The 19,687-nt window shown below is 61.0% G+C and carries 17 protein-coding genes; 7 read left to right on the forward strand and 10 right to left on the reverse strand.

Annotated elements, in window-relative coordinates:
- Positions 1–2 precede the first annotated feature (2 nt).
- The 6 genes from ABQX22_RS06950 (at position 3) to ABQX22_RS06975 (ending at position 4,236) form a co-directional block, all read left to right on the forward strand.
- The gene (locus tag ABQX22_RS06950) at positions 3–791 is read left to right on the forward strand and encodes a MetQ/NlpA family ABC transporter substrate-binding protein (RefSeq protein ID WP_349797853.1); all 789 of its coding nucleotides are present in this window, start codon (positions 3–5) and stop codon (positions 789–791) included.
- Between the two features lie 2 nt (positions 792–793).
- Positions 794–1,921 (forward strand): methionine ABC transporter ATP-binding protein, encoded by a 1,128-nt coding sequence (locus ABQX22_RS06955; RefSeq protein ID WP_349797854.1) that lies wholly within the window; start codon positions 794–796, stop codon positions 1,919–1,921.
- Positions 1,911–2,555: a methionine ABC transporter permease gene (locus tag ABQX22_RS06960; protein WP_349797855.1), complete on the forward strand. Its 645-nt coding sequence runs from the start codon at positions 1,911–1,913 to the stop codon at positions 2,553–2,555. Before ABQX22_RS06955 ends, ABQX22_RS06960 begins: the two co-directional genes overlap by 11 nt.
- 177 nt (positions 2,556–2,732) lie before the next feature.
- Entirely contained in the window at positions 2,733–3,311 is a 579-nt protein-coding gene (locus tag ABQX22_RS06965; protein ID WP_349797857.1) for a hypothetical protein, read from the forward strand.
- Entirely contained in the window at positions 3,292–3,546 is a 255-nt protein-coding gene (locus tag ABQX22_RS06970; protein WP_349797859.1) for a hypothetical protein, read from the forward strand. The genes ABQX22_RS06965 and ABQX22_RS06970 overlap by 20 nt, the downstream gene beginning before the upstream one ends.
- A gap of 63 nt (positions 3,547–3,609) precedes the next feature.
- Entirely contained in the window at positions 3,610–4,236 is a 627-nt protein-coding gene (locus ABQX22_RS06975) for a class I SAM-dependent methyltransferase (RefSeq protein WP_349797861.1), read from the forward strand.
- A 148-nt stretch (positions 4,237–4,384) separates the two neighbouring features.
- On the opposite strand, the gene ABQX22_RS06980 is transcribed toward ABQX22_RS06975, so the two are convergent.
- From ABQX22_RS06980 to ABQX22_RS06995, 4 genes are all read right to left on the reverse strand, one after another.
- The gene (locus ABQX22_RS06980) at positions 4,385–6,637 is read right to left on the reverse strand and encodes a glycoside hydrolase (RefSeq protein WP_349797863.1); all 2,253 of its coding nucleotides are present in this window, start codon (positions 6,635–6,637) and stop codon (positions 4,385–4,387) included.
- 190 nt (positions 6,638–6,827) lie between these two features.
- Positions 6,828–9,962, reverse strand: a complete 3,135-nt coding sequence (locus tag ABQX22_RS06985; RefSeq protein WP_349797865.1) for an efflux RND transporter permease subunit — start codon at positions 9,960–9,962, stop codon at positions 6,828–6,830.
- Complete coding sequence (locus ABQX22_RS06990) at positions 9,959–11,029, reverse strand: efflux RND transporter periplasmic adaptor subunit (RefSeq protein ID WP_349797867.1); 1,071 nt, start codon at positions 11,027–11,029, stop codon at positions 9,959–9,961. Before ABQX22_RS06990 ends, ABQX22_RS06985 begins: the two co-directional genes overlap by 4 nt.
- Positions 11,026–12,153: an efflux RND transporter periplasmic adaptor subunit gene (locus ABQX22_RS06995; RefSeq protein ID WP_349797869.1), complete on the reverse strand. Its 1,128-nt coding sequence runs from the start codon at positions 12,151–12,153 to the stop codon at positions 11,026–11,028. The genes ABQX22_RS06990 and ABQX22_RS06995 overlap by 4 nt, the downstream gene beginning before the upstream one ends.
- Before the next feature lie 162 nt (positions 12,154–12,315).
- Here ABQX22_RS06995 and ABQX22_RS07000 point away from each other — a divergent pair, with 162 nt between their 5' ends.
- Positions 12,316–13,482: an AAA family ATPase gene (locus tag ABQX22_RS07000; protein WP_349797871.1), complete on the forward strand. Its 1,167-nt coding sequence runs from the start codon at positions 12,316–12,318 to the stop codon at positions 13,480–13,482.
- 166 nt (positions 13,483–13,648) lie between these two features.
- Here ABQX22_RS07000 and ABQX22_RS07005 read toward each other — a convergent pair whose 3' ends face one another.
- The 6 genes from ABQX22_RS07005 to ABQX22_RS07030 all read right to left on the reverse strand — a co-directional run bounded on the left by ABQX22_RS07005 (position 13,649) and on the right by ABQX22_RS07030 (position 19,671).
- Positions 13,649–14,668: an ABC transporter substrate-binding protein gene (locus ABQX22_RS07005; protein WP_349797873.1), complete on the reverse strand. Its 1,020-nt coding sequence runs from the start codon at positions 14,666–14,668 to the stop codon at positions 13,649–13,651.
- Positions 14,669–14,800: 132 nt separating this feature from the next.
- Positions 14,801–15,667, reverse strand: a complete 867-nt coding sequence (locus ABQX22_RS07010; RefSeq protein ID WP_349797875.1) for an ABC transporter permease — start codon at positions 15,665–15,667, stop codon at positions 14,801–14,803.
- 135 nt (positions 15,668–15,802) lie between these two features.
- Positions 15,803–16,684, reverse strand: coding sequence for an ABC transporter ATP-binding protein (locus ABQX22_RS07015; protein ID WP_349797877.1), 882 nt, complete (start codon positions 16,682–16,684; stop codon positions 15,803–15,805).
- A gap of 14 nt (positions 16,685–16,698) precedes the next feature.
- Positions 16,699–17,595 carry a TauD/TfdA dioxygenase family protein gene (locus ABQX22_RS07020; RefSeq protein WP_349797879.1) on the reverse strand — a complete coding sequence of 299 codons (897 nt, stop codon included), beginning with the start codon at positions 17,593–17,595 and terminating at the stop codon, positions 16,699–16,701.
- Between the two features lie 290 nt (positions 17,596–17,885).
- Positions 17,886–18,668 (reverse strand): MetQ/NlpA family ABC transporter substrate-binding protein, encoded by a 783-nt coding sequence (locus ABQX22_RS07025; RefSeq protein ID WP_349797881.1) that lies wholly within the window; start codon positions 18,666–18,668, stop codon positions 17,886–17,888.
- Between the two features lie 154 nt (positions 18,669–18,822).
- The gene (locus tag ABQX22_RS07030) at positions 18,823–19,671 is read right to left on the reverse strand and encodes a sigma 54-interacting transcriptional regulator (protein WP_349797883.1); all 849 of its coding nucleotides are present in this window, start codon (positions 19,669–19,671) and stop codon (positions 18,823–18,825) included.
- Between the last annotated feature and the right edge of the window lie 16 nt (positions 19,672–19,687).

Here is a 19,687-nt window from a genome sequence, read left to right on the forward strand (position 1 = left end):
ACATGACCAAAACCCTCATCGCCCTGGCTCTCAGCGTTCTGACCCTGAGCGCCCACGCCGCCGACAAGCCGCTCAAGGTCGGCACCACGGCCGCTTTCGCCATCCCGCTGGAAGCCGCCGTGGCCGAAGCCGACAAGCAAGGCCTGAAGGTCGACCTGGTGGAGTTCACCGACTGGATCGCGCCCAACGTCAGCCTGGCTGCAGGTGATATCGACGTGAATTACTTCCAGCACATCCCGTTCCTGGAAAACGCCAAGGCAGCGGCCGGGTTCGACCTGACGCCCTACGCCCCCGGCATCATCAACAACGTCGGCCTGTATTCGAAGAAATACAAAAGCTTTGACGAGCTGCCCACTGGCGCCACGGTCGCCATCGCCAATGACCCGATCAACAGCGGGCGCGGCCTGCAATTATTGGCCAAGGCCGGGCTGATCACGCTCAAGCCGGGGGTCGGTTACAAAGCCACCGAAGACGACATCACCGCCAACCCGAAGAAACTCAAACTGATCCAGGTCGAGGCCGTGCAACTGGTGCGCGCCTACGACGACGCCGATCTGGTGCAGGGCTACCCCGCTTACATTCGCCTGGCCAAGACCTTCGACGCGGGCTCGGCCATCCTGTTCGACGGCCTCGATCACCCTGAATACGTGATTCAGTTTGTGATCAAGCCAGAGAACAAGGACGACCCGCGCCTGGCCAAATTCATTGACATCTATCAGCACTCGCCGGTGGTGCGCGCCTCGCTCGACAAGGTCAACGGCACGCTGTACCAGCCAGGCTGGAAGGACTGAACATGAACGCGACGCTGCAACGACAGCTCCCGCTGGAGCCCAACGAAGGTGTTCACCTGGCTGAGCACACCGAACTGCACCCGGACACACGCCGGGCCCATGTGCGCTTCATCAACCTGGGCAAGACCTACGCAGGCCCGCAGGGCCCGGTCGCGGCGCTGCACGACATCGATCTGGATATCCAGCGCGGCGAAGTGTTCGGCATCATCGGCCGCAGCGGCGCGGGCAAGTCTTCGCTGATCCGCACCATCAACCGCCTCGAACAGCCCAGCACCGGCCGCGTGCTCATCGATCAGGTGGATATCGCCGATTTAAACGAAGACAGCCTGGTGGAACTGCGTCGGCGCATCGGCATGATCTTCCAGCACTTCAACCTGATGTCGGCCAAGACCGTGTGGCAAAACGTCGAGCTGCCGCTGAAGGTCGCGGGCGTGCCCAGCGATCAGCGCCAGCGCAAGGTGGCCGAACTGCTGGAACTGGTCGGGCTGCAAGACAAACATCAATCGTACCCGGCGCAGCTGTCAGGCGGGCAAAAGCAGCGCGTCGGCATCGCCCGGGCATTGGTGCACGACCCGGCCATTCTTCTGTGTGACGAAGCGACCTCCGCGCTTGACCCCGAGACCACGCAATCGATCCTCGGCCTGCTGCGCGAGATCAATCAACGCCTTGGCCTGACGATCATTCTGATCACCCATGAAATGGCCGTCATCCGCGAGATCTGCCACCGCGTCGTGGTACTCGAACAGGGGCGCATCGTCGAGCAAGGTCCGGTGTGGCAGGTGTTCGGCGACCCTCAGCATGAGGTCAGCAGAACCCTGCTCGCGCCGCTGCAACACGGCTTGCCGGATGATCTGCAAGCACGCCTTCACGTGCATCCGCAGCCTGGCGCGGCCCTTGTGCTGGACCTGCAATTCAGTGGCGCCGACAACAGCGAGCCAGACCTGTCAGCGCTGTTCGGCGCCTTTGGCGGCAAGGTCAGCCTGCTGCACGGCGGCATCGAGCGCATTCAAGGCCGGGCGCTTGGGCATCTGGTGCTGTCCATTGCCCGCTCCCCCCTGTCCCAGGACGAACTGCTCACCCGCGCCCGCAAACTGGCGCAACACGCGAAGGTGCTCGGCTATGTGGTTTGATCGGTTGCTGCAAGGCGTCATCGACACCTTCCTGATGGTCGGCGTGTCATCGCTGATCGCGCTGGTGCTGGGTATTCCACTGGCCGTGATCCTGGTCACCAGCGGCAAAGGCGGGATCTATGAAGCGCCGAACCTGAATCGGGTGCTGGGTGCGTTCGTCAACGTGTTTCGTTCGGTGCCGTTCCTGATCCTGATGGTGGCGCTGATCCCCTTCACCCGGCTGATCGTCGGCACCACCTACGGGGTCTGGGCGGCTGTGGTGCCACTGACCATCGCCGCCACGCCGTTCTTCGCGCGCATCGCCGAAGTCAGCCTGCGCGAAGTCGACCACGGCCTGATCGAAGCCGCACAAGCCATGGGCTGCCGCCGCTGGCACATCGTCTGGCACGTGCTGCTGCCCGAATCGCTGCCCGGCATTGTCGGCGGATTCACCATCACCCTGGTCACGATGATCAACTCCTCCGCCATGGCCGGCGCCATCGGTGCCGGCGGCCTGGGTGACATCGCCTATCGGTACGGCTACCAGCGCTTCGACACGCAAGTGATGCTGACGGTGATCGTGCTGCTGGTGGCGCTGGTGGCGGTGATTCAGCTGGGCGGGGATCGGTTGGCGTTAAGGTTGGATAAGAGGTGAGGGGCTGACGCGCTCACTGGGTGATGAATCTTCATCCCAATAAACGGTGCCGTTTTTCGTAGGAGCCATCCGTGAGATGCGTCAGAACGCTCTCGTCATGAGATCAGGCAGCAATACGTGGCAGGCTCTCAATTACTCTTTGCGCAGAAGCTACTGTTCACTGCCGGGAGACGGAATATGGAAGAAAAAGACCTCACGACGGCGGTCATGGAGGGAAATCTGGAAGTCAGCCGGCACGGGGTAAATCTTGGCCCTTCCACTCACGTTACCTTCAGCCTGCAAAGCTCAATAATGGCCTCATGTCCGGGCACAGTGATTCTTCCTTCTCGGTCCTGGAAGAGCGACATCATTGGTCATGAAATCATCAAGGGTATGCGCACGAGCACGACTGCGCCCGATACGACCTTCGATACATTGTGGCGCTGCACCCAAGAACATTACGGCCTTACTACCGCTACAGCGCTAACCACCGCTGCCGGGATACCCATCAGCAAAACGGCAATAGGTGCTTGGGTCCATGCAGGCTCAAGCAGAACGACCAACGTTTCGAGTCTGATCGGGATGCGCTTCTTCCCTCGCACTCTGATCAAGCAGCCGACCGTTGCCAAGTTCGCAAAAGCGACCTTTGGTACCGTCAGGGTATTTGGTGTAGTTGGGCGGGGAATGCCATTTGTCGCGGTCGGATTGGCAGTGTTTGATTTAGTCAGCATCGGGCTGTGTGCATATGAGGCAAAAAGTGGAAACAGAGCTCAATAAAACCCAGCTTACCGAATCCATTATCGATCTATTCGTGTCGATCATTGGCTTCATTCCTCGCGAAGAAGTGACCGCTCAGACCAACTTCATTCGCGATTTCGCCATCATCAATGATGACCTCACGTGCTTCATGATGCAGGTGAAGTGGCGGTACAAATTGAGGGTGTGTCAGGCGGACTGGGAGAGGATCGAGACCATCGACAAGGTCGTCGATCTTGTGATCGCCAAGGGCTGAATTATTGATTCAGGATCGAGCGGGCGTATATTGAGCTTCTTTCCGTTCAGACCGTTGCCCGCCATGAAGCTCGACCCGCAGGATCTCGCCCAGATCACGTCCACGACCCTGGGCAATTACAACAGCACCGCCGAAGGCTTTCGCGAGGGCACTCGCGATCATGATGTGAGCCAGAACATCGATGCGCTGTTGCGGCATATCCAGAGTGAAAAGCCGTGGCAGATTCTTGATTTTGGCTGCGGGCCGGGCCGGGATTTGCAAACCTTTACCGCCATGGGCCACGTGGCGACCGGGCTGGACGGTTCGGAGCAGTTCGCCCGGATGGCCCGTGCCGACAGCGGCTGTGAAGTCCTGCAGCAGAACTTTCTGGCGCTTGATCTGCCCGCCGAACGCTTCGACGGCATCTTCGCCAACGCCGTGCTGTTCCACATCCCCAAACAAGAGCTGCCACGGGTGTTGCACGAACTGCATGCGAGCCTGAAACCGGGTGGCGTGCTGTTCAGCTCCAACCCCCGCGGGCACAACCAGGAAGGCTGGAAGGGCGAGCGCTACGGGTCTTACCACGACCTCGAGGCGTGGCGCGCGTTGTTGACCGAAGCGGGTTTCGCGGAGCTTGAGCACTATTACCGCCCCACGGGACTGCCGCTGGATCAACAGCCTTGGCTGGCGAGTGTCTGGCGTCGGGTTTGATTGGCCTGACTCTGACCGCTGTAGGAGCGCGCTTGCCCGCGATAGACCGATCAGGCGCTGAAAATGCGGTGGCCGGACTGACCTCTTCGCGGGCAAGCGCGCTCCTACAGGGTCGGGGCGGTGCCAGGAGAATTGCGACTCCCGCAGTTCACCGCTCTGCCATCACCTGATACACCCCCTCACTCCCATCCGGTCTAATCGCCGTAATGCTGTGCGCCGGGAATGACCGGCCGCCCGCACCCCTGGCGGCTACATCAAAATTGGCCACCAGCCGCGTGCCGTCGGCGAATGTAGTTTGTTGCAGCTGCCGGTCGGCGGTCAGCCAGTCGAAACCGGTCATGGCCTGGGTGGCGAGGCGCTCGTGCAGCGGTCTGAAAAACGCATCCTGACGCAGGATCACTGGCAGTCGTTGCTTCATCGTTTCGCGGCTCAGGTGGTACAGCGGCGGCACGTTGTAGAGCAGTTGCGTGAGTTCGTTCTGAAACCGGACGTTGCTCAACTTCAGGCTGTCGAACAGCCAGTGGTGCGTGGTAATGACCGAGCCATGGAACACCGTCTGATACAGCGGCAAACGCGTGGTCGGCTCAAAATGCACAGTGCGATAGGGCTCTTTGACCGGGACCGTTTTGAAGAAGACGTCCGGTTGCTCGGGTGGGTACCAGTTCCCCACGTACCACGGCGACTGTTTGTCCTGGTTCATCTGCGAATCGCCCCAGCCAATCACCGGGGTTTGCATGCCATGGGCAAACAGGATGCCTTGCGCTGTCACGGCATTCCCGTCTTCGGAACCCACCGGCAGTCCTGAACCGGCACCGACCCAGCGTGCAGCGTCTTCGTTGGCGGCGGCGTTCTGCGCCTGGGTCATGGGCGTCTCGGGGCGATAGCTGTCGAACACCATCCCGGTGGCGTAAGCGTCGAGAAACCAGCTGTTGAACCCCGACGCCGCTTGAACAGCCCGCACCCGCGCTTCCAGCAACGGCCTGACGCAACGCGGATTGGTGTAGTGACCGGATTGCTGGAAGCCTGATTTGAAGGTGCCGTCTTCCAATACGATGGCGCAGTTGCGATGCGCATTGCTGCCCAGGTGCGCCGTGCTCCAGTCCGGGTTTTCGTCCGCGGCCAAAGCGGTTTCATACGAGTCATAAGGCGCGATCAGATACCTCGCCTGCACGGCCGCACTAACCGCTTCGGGATGCCACAGCCCGCCCTCCCAACCGTCTCCGAGCCCAAGCCACAAGCGCGAAAGCCCGGCGCTGCTCAATTGAGCGATGGTGCTACGAGACAGGGTGCCGCCCCACTCGGACGTATCGGCCTTGAGCGCACCGACAAACAGCTGAGCAAGCTCGCGGCGTAGTTCTCCGTACCGCGAGGCGAGCCGTTGCATGTCCGGCTCAGTGGTGGACTGCCAGCTGGCTCTGGCCACAGTGTTGGCAGCAGCGTTCAGCCCTCGCAGCAATGTCGCTTGCTGCCAGCGCTCTGGCGGTGCCGGCCGACGGCGCAGGATCGCGCTGGCCTCAGCGTTCAGGTGACGACGCAGTTCAACTGCCAATGGCGCGGCGGAGCTCAATGTCTCAACCAGCCGCGTCCAGTCCAGCACGTCTTTCACGTCCAGCAGGTCGTTGCCCCACACGTACACATGAGCGGCGCCGAGTAGCTTTCGGCCCTGGGGGACGTTCTTGAGCTTATCGTCAAGGGTCTCGTAACGACCGCTTTCCATCAGCCACTGCCGGTAGCGACGAGCACCGAAGAGGGGATCCGCGTCGCCCAGCACCAAGCGAAAGGTCAGCGGCGCGGTGGGGTCGAGGGCGGTGAAGGCGTGGCGGGCACTGATGGCCAGCGCGTCGGCATCCGCGCTGAGCTCAAGCCGGTTGTTGAAAGGGTTGGTCATCAGCCAGTTCAGGGTGAATGCGCCGTGATCCATGCCCCACAGCGGCAGGCTGAGGTCCTGCGTGGTGTTGATCGGCCCTTGGTCGACAAGAAACCGCTGCCAGACCAAGTCGCCACGCGGGACGTAATGCCCCTCGGCCAGCGGCCAGATCAGCGCCTTGCCCATGGCATCGCCGGGTTGCTTCAGGAAGTCCAGAACCCCTGCTTCGCGGGCCTTGATGGACAGCCGAAGTTCGCGCTGGTCCAGCTGGGCGGCGAGTTGCCAGACGCCGCGATCCCATTGCCACTTCAGGCTGTCAGGCGTCCTTTTTACCTCACTGACACTGTGCGCAACGACACCCGCCGACGCCTGAACCCTGCGTCCTCCTGAAGGCGCCACGGCGATTGCCAGGGTTGCGGGATCGATATCGACGCGCCAGAACTCGTTTTCCAGGACCTCAACGGCCTTCGCGTCGGGGATAAAAAAGACGGCACAAAACAACGCGCAACAGAAGAACCGAAAGAAGGAGGACACGCCAAACCCCGACAATAGATGTGAGGGCGCGACGTTAATCCAGAGGTGAAACCTTGTATGTCGGACGCTTCCTAAATCCCCCTATTTCGCTTTTGATTCTGGCCGAAGGCCGTGGGAGTCCGGCTTGCCGACGATGGGGTGCGCAGCAGCCCTGAAACCGCGCACCCCAAGGAGTGTCAGGCAATAGGGCTTAACGCGCAGGCACTGAGTCGCCCTCTTCATCAGGCGTTTTGTCGGCCTTTTCCTTCTTCTGAGCCTCAGCCTTCTGGCGTTCTTCATCGCTCGGCTCTCTGATTTTGTACCAGGCCACATACAGCGCCGGCAGGAACAACAGCGTCAGCAGCGTGGCGATGATGATGCCGCCAATCATGGCGTAGGCCATCGGGCCCCAGAACACTTCGCGGGCGATGGGGATCATGCCCAGGCTCGCCGCCGCAGCGGTCAGCAGGATCGGCCGACGTCGGTGCTCGGTGGCTTCGGCCACGGCGTCCCATGGCAGATAACCCGACTTTTCGTAGGCATCGATCTGGGTTACCAGAATCACCGAGTTACGGATGATGATGCCGATCAGCGCGAGGATGCCGAGGATCGCCACAAACCCCATGGGCGTACCGGTCGGCACCAGCGCCAGCACCACGCCAATCAACCCCAACGGCGCGACGCTGGCGACGAGGAACATCTTCTGCACGCTGTGCAGCTGGATCATCAGGAACGTCGCCATCAGGAAAATCATCAGCGGCACAACCTTGGCAATCGGGCCCTGGGCCTTGCCGCTCTCCTCGACGGTGCCACCGGTGGCGACCTTGTAGCCAGTGGGCAAGCCCGCCGCAAATTTCTCGATCTCCGGCTTGAGTTCCTTGACCAGGTCGGTGGGCTGCATGTCGTCGCGCACCGCGGCTTTGAGGGTGATGGTCGGTTTGCGATCCCGGCGCCACACCAGCGGCTGTTCGAGTTCATAGCGCACCGTGGCGAACGCCAGTAACGGGATAGACGTCCCGCTCGGCGTCACGATCTGCAGGTTCTGCAGCGTTTCAGGCGTGCCGCGTTCGGCGTCTTCGGCGCGCCCGACCACGTTGATCAGGTAGATATCGTCACGCACCTGGGTCACGGCCGAACCGGTGACAATGCTGTTCATCAGCCGCGCCACGTCCTCGGACGACAACCCCAACTGGCGCGCTTTGTCCTGATTGATGTCGATGCGCAGGACTTTGCCCGGCTCGTTCCAGTCGTAAATCATTTCCCCGATGTGCTGGTTTTTATCCAGTAGCGTGGCCAGATCAATCGCGTGCTGACGCACCAGATCGATGTTTTCGCCGCTCACCCGGTACTGAATAGGACGCCCCACCGGCGGGCCCATCTCAAGCGGCTGCACGTAGGTGCCGATCCCGACGAAATCCTTGCGCAGCGTCTGTTTCAGGCGTTCGGACAGCGCGCCACGTTCCTCCAGCCCCTTACTGACGATGACCAGCTGCGCGTAATACGGATTCTCCAGTTGCTGGTCCAGCGGCAGGTAGAAACGCAACGCGCCCTGGCCGATGTAAGTGCTCCAGCGAACGATGTCCGGATCGTCCTTGAGCGTGGCTTCCAGACGATCCACGGCCTTGCGCGTCTCGTTGATCGAGGCGTTTTGCGGCAGGTTGAGGTCCACCAGAATCTCGGGCCGGTCGGAGGACGGGAAGAACTGGTTCTGCACGAAACGCATGCAAAACAGCGCCGTGGCGAACAGCAAGATGGTGATGATGATGGTCAGCCAGCGATTGCGCATGGCCCAGAACATGCTGCCATTGAAGGCCCGTGCAATGCGGCCCGGCTTGGTGTGTTCGTCTTTCTTCTTCACGTTTTCGCTGAGGATGTGCACGCCAATGACCGGCGCGAACAGCACCGCCACCACCCACGACACCAACATCGCCACGGCAATCACCGCGAACAGCGTGAAGGTGTACTCCCCCGCCGAACTGGCGTTGAGGCCAATCGGCACAAAACCGGCGACAGTCACCAGCGTACCGGTGAGCATCGGGAACGCCGTGGAGGTGTAGGCAAACGTCGCCGCCTGCTCCTTGGTGTCGCCCATTTCCAGGCGCGTGACCATCATCTCCACGGTGATCATCGCATCGTCCACCAACAGGCCGAGGGCAATGATCAACGCGCCCAGCGAGATCCGCTGCATGGTGATGCCGCTGTATTCCATGAACACAAAGACCATCGCCAGCACCAGCGGGATCGAGCACGCGACCACCAGACCTGCGCGCATACCGAGGCTGATGAAGCTGACGATCAGCACGATCACTACCGCTTCGAACAATGCGCTGGTGAAACCGCCGACGGCTTTTTCCACCACCTGGGCCTGATCCGAGACGTTGTGCACGCCTACTCCGACAGGCAGGTCGCCCGTGGCGGCCTCCATTCGCGTGTGCAGCGCTTTACCGAATTCCTGAACGTTGCCGCCCTTCTTCATGGCGATGGCCAGCCCGATCGCGGGCTTGCCATTGAAGCGGAACAACGGCTTGGGCGGGTCGACGTAGCCGCGGGAGATCTCGGCGATGTCACTCAGGCGATAGAAGCGGTCGTTGAGCCGCAGATTGACCGCTGCCAGGTCCTTCTCCGACGCGAACTGCCCGGAGGTGCGCACAGAAATGCGCTCCGGCCCGGCTTCGATGACCCCAGCCGGCGTAACGGTGTTCTGCGATTGCAGGCTTTGCACCACTTGCTGCTGATCCAGGCCGAGCGCGGCGAGTTTGCGGGTCGAGAAATTCAGGTACAGCACCTCGTCCTGCTGGCCGACCATTTCGACCTTGCCCAGCCCCGGCACGTCGCGAATATGGACCCGCACTTCTTCCACATAATCGCGCAACTGACGCATGGTCAGGCCGTCGGCGGTGAACGCGTAGATCGAGCCGTAGACGTCGCCGAACTCATCGTTGAACGCAGGCCCCTGCAGCCCTTGAGGAAACTGCCCACGGATGTCATCGATCTTTTTGCGCACCTGATACCAGATGTCCGGGATGGCCTTGGCACTGGTGGTGTCGCGCAGGTAAACGAAGACCGTCGACTCGCCCGGCCGGGTGTAGCTCTTCACGTAATCCAGGGAATCGAGCTCTTCGAGCTTCTTCTCGATGCGGTCGGTGACTTGCTCCAGGGTCTCGTCCACGGTCGCGCCCGGCCAGCGGGTTTGTATGACCATGGTCTTGATGGTGAAGGAAGGATCTTCTTCACGCCCCAGGTTCATGTAGGAAAACACGCCCATCAGCAGGCCGACGAACATCAGGTACCAGACGAAGGATTGGTGTTTGATCGCCCAATCGGAGAGGTTGAACGTCCCTTTCATTTCGGGCTTTCCTTATCGACTTTGACTTTCTGGCCCGGTTTCAGGCTGTTCACACCGGCGGTTACCACACGTTCGCCGTCCTTGATTCCGCCAGCCAGCACGATGCGGTCATTGTCGCGGCTGAGCACCTTGACCTCCCGGGGCGAGACGGTCTGGTTTTGCATGTCGATGACCCAGATCTGCGTTTTGCCCTCGACGTCTTGAAGCACGTTCGCCGGCAGCTCGATGCGCGGTTCGATGGTGGAACTGGCGGTCACGCTGATCGCCGTGCCCAACCGAAAGGCGGCAGGCGTGTCGGCCAGGGTCAGGCGGGCGCGACGCGTGCGGGTGCTGCGCTCGGCCTGGGGCTCGAGTTCGCGCACGGTGGCGGTGGTGCGAATGGTGGGTTCCAATTGGCTGGCCACCGTGAACACCACGTCAGGCGGCAGTTGCTCGGCAAGCCCGGCAGGCAGATCGATGACCGCTTCCTTCACGTCAGGGCGCGCCAACGTGACGACCTGCTCGCCGGCGCTGACCACTTGACCGGCCTCCACCTTCCACTCCGTGACCACAGCATCATGATCGCTGCGCAGTTCGCTGTAGCTGAGTTGATCCTTGGCTTGTTGCATCGAGGCCTTGGCCTGATCGTAGGTCGACTGGGTGGTTTTCAGGTCCGTCACGGCAACGTCCAGCGCGGCCTGTGCGCCGACACCGCGATCAAACAGTTCCTGCTGACGCCGCGCATTGGCCTGGGTGTTGATCAACTGCGCTTCGACACGGGCCAGTTCGCCCTGGGTCGAGCGCACCTGGTTCTGTTGATCGGTCGGGTCCAGCACGGCCAGCAAGTCGCCTTTTTTGACTTCGCTGCCGACATCGACCTTGCGTTGCGCGATGCGACCGGACACCCGGAAGCCCAGAGTGCTCTCGTACCGCGCGGCGATGTTGCCGGCAAATCGGCCCAGATTCTGCTCCGACTGCGACTTCACCTGAACAAACAGCACCGGGCGCACAGGCTCCGGCGGCGGCTCGTCTTTACCGCAGGCGCTTAACAAGACACCGATCAGCAAAACACTCCCAAGGCGCTTCAAGGTTGCGCTCCTGCTGCCTGTTTATAGACTTCAGCCAGCTCGACCTGCATGTCCGGGTGCAGCAATTGTCCACCGGCGACCACTACCTTTTCTCCGTTCTTGAGCCCATCGCTGACCACCACTTTGCTGGTCAGGTAACGACCAATCGTGACCCCGCGCAGGCTGGCTTTATTCTGATCGTCGACGATCCACACCGCAGGCTGGCCTAGCTGCTCGCCCAGGCCTTTGGTCAACGCCGACCACGGCAATTCAACGCTGGTCTTGGCCGGCACCGTCAGCGCGGCACTGACCACAGACCCCAGCTCCATGCCGGCGGGCAGCGAACTCAATGCGATCTTCACTTGCAGCGTACCGGTCTGCGCCGACACCGCCGGGGTGACTTCGCGGACGATGCCGGAGGTTTTGATTTTCGGGTTGTCGAGCAACGTCACGTCCACCGGCTGATGAGTAGGCGGGTCGACAAACAGCGACTCGTAGACGTTGAACACCGCATCGCGGTCGCCATCGCGGGCGAGGCCGAAAATCGGCGCGGTGGCCTGAACCACCTGACCGACTTCGGCCTGGCGCGCGGTAATGATGCCCGGCGCATCGGCCACCAGCGCGGTGTAGCTCAATTGTTCGCGTGCGTTGGCCAACTGCGCCTGGGCGGCTTTGAGCGCGCTCTGGCTGCTGCGCAACGCGGCTTGTGCGGAATCGTATTCGCTGCGGCTGGTGTAGCCCTTGGGCAAGAGCTTTTCCTGACGGACGAACGCAGCACTGGTCTGCCGGACGCGGGCCTGTTCGGCGGCCTCGGCGGCGATGGCCGAATCGACGTTGGTCTGCAAGTCCTTGGGGTCGAGTTTGGCGAGTACTTGCTTGGCTGAAACCCGATCACCGACATCGACCATGCGCTGAATGATCTTGCCACCCACGCGGAAGGACAATTGCGTCTGCACCCGCGCCTGCACATCCCCGGTCAGGGCAACGGCGGCGGCGTATTCAGTGGTTTTGACTTCCTGGATCTGCACGCGGGGCAGCACCGGCGCCTGCGGCTTTTCCTTGCCGCAACCCACCAATATCGCCAGGCACAGGGCAACGCCGACGGTGTTCAGACGGGGTGCAAAAAAGTGGGGGTGAACAGGCATGCAAACTCCTTGTGCCAATGCCATTCGCTGTCATGCTCCGAGCAGGGTGCTCAAGGAGGCAGTCGCGTCGTGATCATGCGACTGTGAGCTTATATCAGGGTTCCTTGCGGGGCTAAACTCCGTGACCCCGCTGTCCCGATAAATCTGCAATGGAAGCACCGAATGTTGACCACCCTGGCCATCGCCAACTATCGCTCGATCAACACGCTGGTCGTACCGCTGGGCCGGTTGAACTTGATCACCGGACCCAATGGCAGTGGCAAGTCTAATGTGTATCGGGCGCTGCGACTGTTAGCAGAAACGGCTCAGGGCGGGGTAATCAACGCGCTGGCCCGTGAAGGCGGCCTGGATTCGACGTTCTGGGCAGGGCCCGAGACCATCAGCCGGCGGATGCACAATGGCGAAGTGCAGATTCAGGGTGGACCGCGTAACGACGTGGTGCGCCTGCGGCTAGGCTTCGCGTCCAAAGACTTCAGCTACGCCATTTCGCTGGGATTGCCGCCGCCGTCTGCGGTGCCAACCGCGTTTGCGCTGGACCCGGAAATCAAGCGCGAGTGCATCTGGGCAGGCGCACTGTATCGACCCGCAAGCCTGTTGGTGGATCGCAAGGGTCCGATGGTGCGCGTGCGGGATACTCGAGAGTGGGACGTCTTTGAGCAACGCTTGCCGACCTTCAACAGCCTGTTCGATCAGGTTGGCAACCTGCGGTCCTCGCCCGAGGTGCTGCATCTGCGCGACACCATACGGGGCTGGCGCTTTTACGATCACTTTCGCAGCGACGTCGATGCGCCGGCCCGCCAGCCTCAACTCGGCACCCGCACACCCGTGCTCCACCACGACGGGCGCAACCTGGCCGCCGCGCTTCAAACCATCTGCGAAATGGGCGAGCCCGACGACTTGAATGAGGCGGTGAGCGATGCATTTCCCGGCGCGCGGGTCAGCGTGAGCGTAAGCAGCAGCGGCCAGTTTTCGTTGGAGTTTTATCAGCACGGGTTGCTCAGGCCGCTCACTGGCGCGGAGCTGTCCGATGGCACGTTGCGTTATCTGTTATTGATAGCCGCCCTGCTGACCCCTCGCCCTCCGACGATGATGGTCCTCAACGAGCCCGAAACCAGTCTGCATCCCGACCTGCTCCCCGCCTTGGCCCGGCTGATTATCAAAGCGTCGCAGGACTGCCAGATGTGGGTCGTATCACACGCAAGCCGTTTGATCGCCGCGTTGGAGCAGGATCCGGCGTGTAACGCCATCGTGCTGCAAAAAAACCTCGGCCAGACCGGAGTCGTCGGCCAGGGCATGCTGGATCAGCCGCCGTGGAAGTGGCCGGATTGAAAGGCTGTCTGTATGGCGAGGCGGGCGAAGGGGTGTGTCAGGCGAGGCGCTTCGCGAACAAGTTCGCTCCTACAGAGATCAACCACGGACGCGGAGCGTCCTGGTAGGCATACCCACGCGGAGCGTGGGCACGATCAGTTGCGAGGGGCAGGATGATTGCGGAGGATCAGCTGCCGTCGCCGCCGTGGGCTTCTTCGAAGAAGTAGTCTTTCCAGCTGTCTGCCTTGTTCTTCAGCACGCCCAGTTCCTGAAGCTTTTGCGCGTAGATGAAGGTGCGTTGCGGCACGACGGTGAAGTCGATTTCAGGGTCCGACACAATCTTCTCAACGAATGGCAGCGGCAGCTTGGACTGCTCGACGGCGATGTAGGTCTTGGCCGCAGCGGGTTTGTCGGCCTTGATGATCTTCTCGGCTTCAGCCAGTGCGTCGTAGAACGCTTTGTAGGTTTTCGGGTTGGCGTCGTGGAATTTCTGGGTGGTGTAGAGCACGTTGAACGTCGCCGGGCCGCCCAGGATGTCGTAGGAACTGAGCACCTTGTGCACTTTCGGGTTTTCCAGTTCCTGGTACTGGAACGGCGGGCTGGAGAAGTGCGAGTTGATTTCCGAGCCGCCGGCCAGCAGCGCGCCGGTGGCATCCGGGTGCGGGATGCTCACGGAGATGTTGTCGAATTTCTTGAACTCGGCGTCACCAAACACCTTGGCGGTTTCGATCTGCAGCGTGCGCGACTGGAAGCCCACCCCGGCAGCAGGCACAGCGATCCGGTCTTTTTCGCTGAAATCTTTCAGGGTTTTGACGTCGGGGTTATTGGTCAGCAGGTAATTGGGCATCGAGCCGAGGGAGGCGATGGCCTTGACGTTCTGCTTGCCCTTGGTGCGGTCCCAGATGGTCAGCATCGGCGGCACGCCGGCCGACACCACGTCCAGTGCGCCGGCCAGCAGCGCTTCGTTCATCGCAGTGGCGCCGGAAATGCTGTTCCAGTCAACGGTGATGTCGAGGCCCTCGGCTTTGCCATGCTTTTCGATCAGCTTCTGGTCACGCACCACGTCGAGGATCAGGTAGCCGATCCCGAACTGCTGGGCGATGCTGATCTTGCCTTCGGCATGAGCGCCGCTGCTGAGCAATGCACCGGTGAGGCCTAAAGCTGCAGCGAGTGTTGTAAGCGTTGGACGCTTGAATGAAGAGACCATGAATTCCTCGCGATATCGCCAATAAGGGGTGCAGCGCGACGGATCGGGCCGCTTGTTGCATATAGCTTACTGTTACTAAATACCCGTCACTAAATACACAATTGGAATAACCATAGTTCCCAATCGCCAGTATCAGCGTTGCATGCCCCAGCGCTTCACGGTCAGCCGCTCGATGTTGGCGAACAACAGGTTTTCCACCAGCAGCCCGATCAGGATCACGGCCACCAGACCTGCAAATACCTTATCGGTATAGAGCTCGTTGCGGTTCTGGTAGATGTACCAGCCCAGACCGCCCTTGCCGGACGACGCGCCGAAGACCAGCTCGGCAGCGATCAAGGTGCGCCAGGCAAACGCCCAGCCGATTTTCAGGCCGGCCAGAATCGACGGCAGCGCGGCAGGGATCAGGATGTACCAGACAAACCGCAGGCCCTTGAGCCCGTAGTTGCGACCGGCCATACGCTGGGTTTCCGAGACACCGAGAAACCCGGCGTAGGTATTGAGCGCCAGCGCCCACAGCACCGAGTGAACCAGCACGAACACCAGGCTGTTTTCACCCAGCCCGAACCACAACAGCGACAACGGCAGCAGCGCGATGGCCGGCAGCGGGTTGAACATCGCGGTCAACGTTCCCAGCAGGTCACGGCCCAGTTGGGTCGAAACGGCGAGCGTGGTCAAAGCGAAGGCCAGGACAATGCCGATCAGGTAGCCCTTGATCAACACCTGCAAGGAAATCCAGACCTTTTCCAGCAGTTCGCCGCTGGCAACGCCTTCGATGAACGCCTGGGCGGTTTGTAGAAAACTGGGCAGCAGCAGGTCATTGCCCTGAATGCGCGCGGCAATCTCCCAGATCACCGCCAGGGCAATCAGGATCACGCTTTTGCGCACCCAGCTCAGTTGCCAGATGCGCTGAACGAGGGGGATGTCGCGGGCCAGGTCTTCCTGCGTGAAAGGCTCCAGCGCGACTTCGTATTCCTCGCGGATTGGGGGGGAAAGGCTCATGGGTGCAAATCTCTGAATGAGGCGACGCCGATCCTGTAGGAGCTGACGAGCCGCCGAAGGCTGCGATTGCGGTGTGTCAGACAAACTGCATCGCAGCCTTCGGCAGCTCGGCAGCTCCTACAGAGAACCGAGTGTTTAGTAAGCGATCCGAATGTCCTGAAAGCGTATGTCCTGCTCAACCACAGGCTCGTCGCCCTCATCGAACAGCAGCCGATGAATACGCTGCGCCGAGGCCTGGAAATCAAAGCCGCCCAGGCTTTTCAGGTCGTACTGATGGCTGTTGATCTCGGCACGAACGCGACCCGGGTGCGGCGACAGCAACAGAATGCGGTTGCCAATCACCAGCGCTTCTTCGATGGAGTGCGTGACGAACAGCAGCGTGAAGCGCACCTCGTCCCACAGTTCCAGCAGCTCTTCCTGCATCTTGCGACGGGTCAGTGCGTCGAGCGCGGCGAACGGCTCGTCCATCAGCAGGATTTTCGGCTGCATCGCCAAGGCGCGGGCAATCGCCACGCGGGCTTTCATGCCGCCGGACAAGGTGTGCGGGTAGGCGTCAGCGAAGGCACTCAGGCCAACCTTTTCCAGGTAATAACGTGCGCGCTCTTCGGCTTCGCGACGCTTCAGCGTGCGCGAGGCCAGCAGCGGGAACATGACGTTCTGGATCACGGTCTTCCAGGGCGGCAGTTGGTCGAACTCCTGAAACACCACGATCCGGTCCGGACCAGGCTCTTTGACTTCCTGCCCGGCCAAACGAATCTGCCCTTCGCTGGGCTGGATAAAGCCGGCCACCGCTTTGAGCAACGTCGATTTGCCACAGCCCGAGGGGCCGAGGAGCACGAAGCGGTCGGCCGGGTCGATCTCGAAACTGACTTGATGGGTCGCCCGCACCACGCGCTCGGGGGTGCGGTACTCAAGGCTCACGCCTTGCACTTGCAACAGCGGTTCAGCGTTGGGCTGATTAAGCGGTTGCGCGGTCGAGCCATTGCTAGCCGTGTGGCTTTGCAGAACAGCGTTCATGGAGCTCTCCTGGATCAGAACGGCGCATCACCCTGGATGGTGGTGCGGTGCAGACGGCGACGCAGATGGTCGGGGGTGCCGCCTGCCAGGTGAATCAGGGACCGGTTGTCCCAGAAGACCATGTCGTTTTTCTGCCATTTATGGCGGTAGACGCCTTCTGGCCGCACGCTGTGGGCGTACAGCTCGTTGAGAATCTGCTGACTCTCGTCTTCCGGCAGTCCGACGATGTGCGTGGTGAAACCTTCGCTGACGAACAACGCCTTGCGGCCGTTTTCCGGGTGGGTGCGCACAATCGGGTGGCTGACCACCACAACCTGTGCCAGTTGCTCGGCGCTCAGGGTCGGGCGCCAGTTCTGCGCGTTGTGGCCCTCACGGTAGCGCGAGGTGTAGCTGTGCACGGCGGACCGGCCTTCGACCGCTTTGCGCAGGTGCTCCGGCAGGGTGTCCCAGGCCAGGTGCATGTCGGCAAACAGCGTGTCGCCGCCTTCGCTGGGCAGTTCCTGCGCGTAGAGCATCGAGCCCAGGCTCGGCAGCTCCTTGTAGGACAGGTCCGAGTGCCAGTATTTGCCGGCATCGCCCAGACCCACGGGCTGACCGTCCTCGACGATGTTCGAGACGATGAGGATCTCCGGGTGATTGGCGAGCAGGAACTGCTTGAGCACGTGGATCTGCAGCACACCGAAGCGGCGGCTGAAATCGATCTGTTGCTGCGGGGTGATCTGCTGATCGCGGAACACCACGACGTGATGGTCCAGGTGCGCCTGATGTACGCGTGCAAAGTCTGCGTCGTTGAGCGGACGTGACAGATCCAGACCGACGATTTCCGCGCCCACCTTTTCGGCGAATGGGCGCACATCGAACTGCTGACCGGGCGCTTGCGCGGACGAGGAAGCTTGGGAGGCTGCTGGCATGAGAACTCCGACTCCAGAAAAGGCGTGTGGCTGAGAAGGGAGAACTTTATAGGTATAAGAAACGAAATTTAAATATCGTTAGAGCATATGCATAGCTCTGATCGGACTAGGGGCGCTGCGCAGAAGCAAAAACGCCGACGCGGGTGAAGGCGTCGGCGTTTTGAAGATACATCCATGAACCACTGTAGGAGCGCGCTTGCCCGCGATGGCGTCTTGTCAGTCGACGAGTGCGTGAATGATAGATCGCAATCGCGGGCAAGCGCGCTCCTACAGAGGGAACGCGTGGCTCATCAGAACGCCGGCACAACCGCGCCGTCGTACTTCTTGTTGATGAAGTCTTTGACTTGCTGGCTGGTCAGCGCTTTGGACAGCTTGTTGATCGCGTCGGTGTGCGCGTTGTCTTCACGGGTCACCAGGTAGTTCACGTACGGCGAATCCGAGCCTTCGATGATCAGCGCGTCCTTTTTGGGGCTCAGCTTGGCTTCGAGGGCGTAGTTGGTGTTGATCATGTCCAGATCGACCTGATCCAGCACGCGTGGCAACACAGCCGATTCCAGCTCGCGGAACTTGAATTTTTTCGGGTTGGTGGCGATGTCTTTCGGCGTTGCCAAAGCGTTGGTTGGATCTTTCAGGGTGATCAGACCGGCTTTCTGCAACAGCAACAGGGCACGACCGGCGTTGCTGCCTTCGTTTGGAATGGCGATGGTGGCGCCGTCCGGCAGGTCAGCGATGGATTTGTACTTCTTCGAGTAGCCGCCAAACGGTTCAACGTGGACACCCACGCCCGTCACCAGATGCGCGTTTTTGCCTTTGTTGAAGCCATCCAGGTAAGGCTTGGTCTGGAAGTAGTTGGCGTCCAGGCGTTTTTCATTCAACTGCACGTTCGGCTGCACGTAGTCAGTGAAGACCTTGATTTCCAGGTCCACGCCTTCTTTGGCCAGCTCAGGCTTGATCAGCTCCAGGATCTCGGCGTGCGGCACAGGGGTCGCGCCAACAACCAGTTTTTCGCCCGCTTGAGCCAGACCTATAGAAAGGGCAGCGGCCAGCGCGGTCAACAGCAGTGTCTTTTTCATGCAATGTCCTTTGGGGATCCGGCCGCCTCGATGGGCGACTTGGGCAACGGGAGCGTGCCGCCGGCCATGAGAGGCGGCGGGTTGGAGCGGACATTACCGATTTTGTTTATTCCGAGACAATACTTTTTAAGCAAATGGATATTCTTTTTGGTTATCAAGGGCGCACAACAGATGGCCGGGCGACGACAGGCAAACTCAAATGCTCCGGCAACAGCTCATCCCCGCGGCTGATCAACAACGCGAAATGAATGACGTTTTCCAGCTCCCGCGTATTGCCCGGCCAGGTGTGTTGCTCCAGCACTTGCTGCGCCGCTTCGCTGATCAACGGCATCTCGAAATCGAAACGCTGGCTGTAGATGCCCAGGAAATATTCGGCCAGCGGCAGGATATTGCCCGGCTGGTCGCGCAGCGCCGGCATTTCCAGCCGCCCTTCGCTCAAATAGTGGTACAGCCGCTCATGGAACTTCCCGGCGGCCACGGCCAGGCTGAGATCGATGCTGGTCGCCGCTACTAGGCGCACGTCCACCGGGCTGGGCTGCTGCGCACCGACACGCGTGACTTCGTGATTTTCCAGAGCGGCCAGCAATTTGATCTGGATGGACAGGGGCAAATCCGCGATTTCGTCCAGATACAACGTGCCGCCCGTTGCCGAACCGAACCACCCTGCCCGGCTGCTGACCGAACCGCTGTGAGAGCCCGCTGCGTAACCGAACAGCTCGGCGTCGGCGTAGGTCGGGCTGATGGCGCCGCAGTTGACGGAGACGAACAGACCAGAGCGATCGCTGCCGCGATGAATGTGCCGGGCCAGCAACTCCTTGCCAGTGCCAGTCTCACCGCGGATCAGCACGGGCAGGTCCTGAGGAGCCAGTCGCTCCATTTCTTCACGCAGGCGCCGCGAGCGTGGATCGAAAAACAGCAGCGCCTTGGCACGAATGCTCAGCGGGCTTTTCTCGGCGTCGGGGAAGGTCAGCAGCGGCTGGCCGATGTTCTCTGGATGACTCATGACACACTCCCGCCCG

The sequence above is a fragment of the Xanthomonas sp. WHRI 1810A genome (assembly GCF_040202885.1).
Lineage (GTDB): Bacteria > Pseudomonadota > Gammaproteobacteria > Pseudomonadales > Pseudomonadaceae > Aquipseudomonas.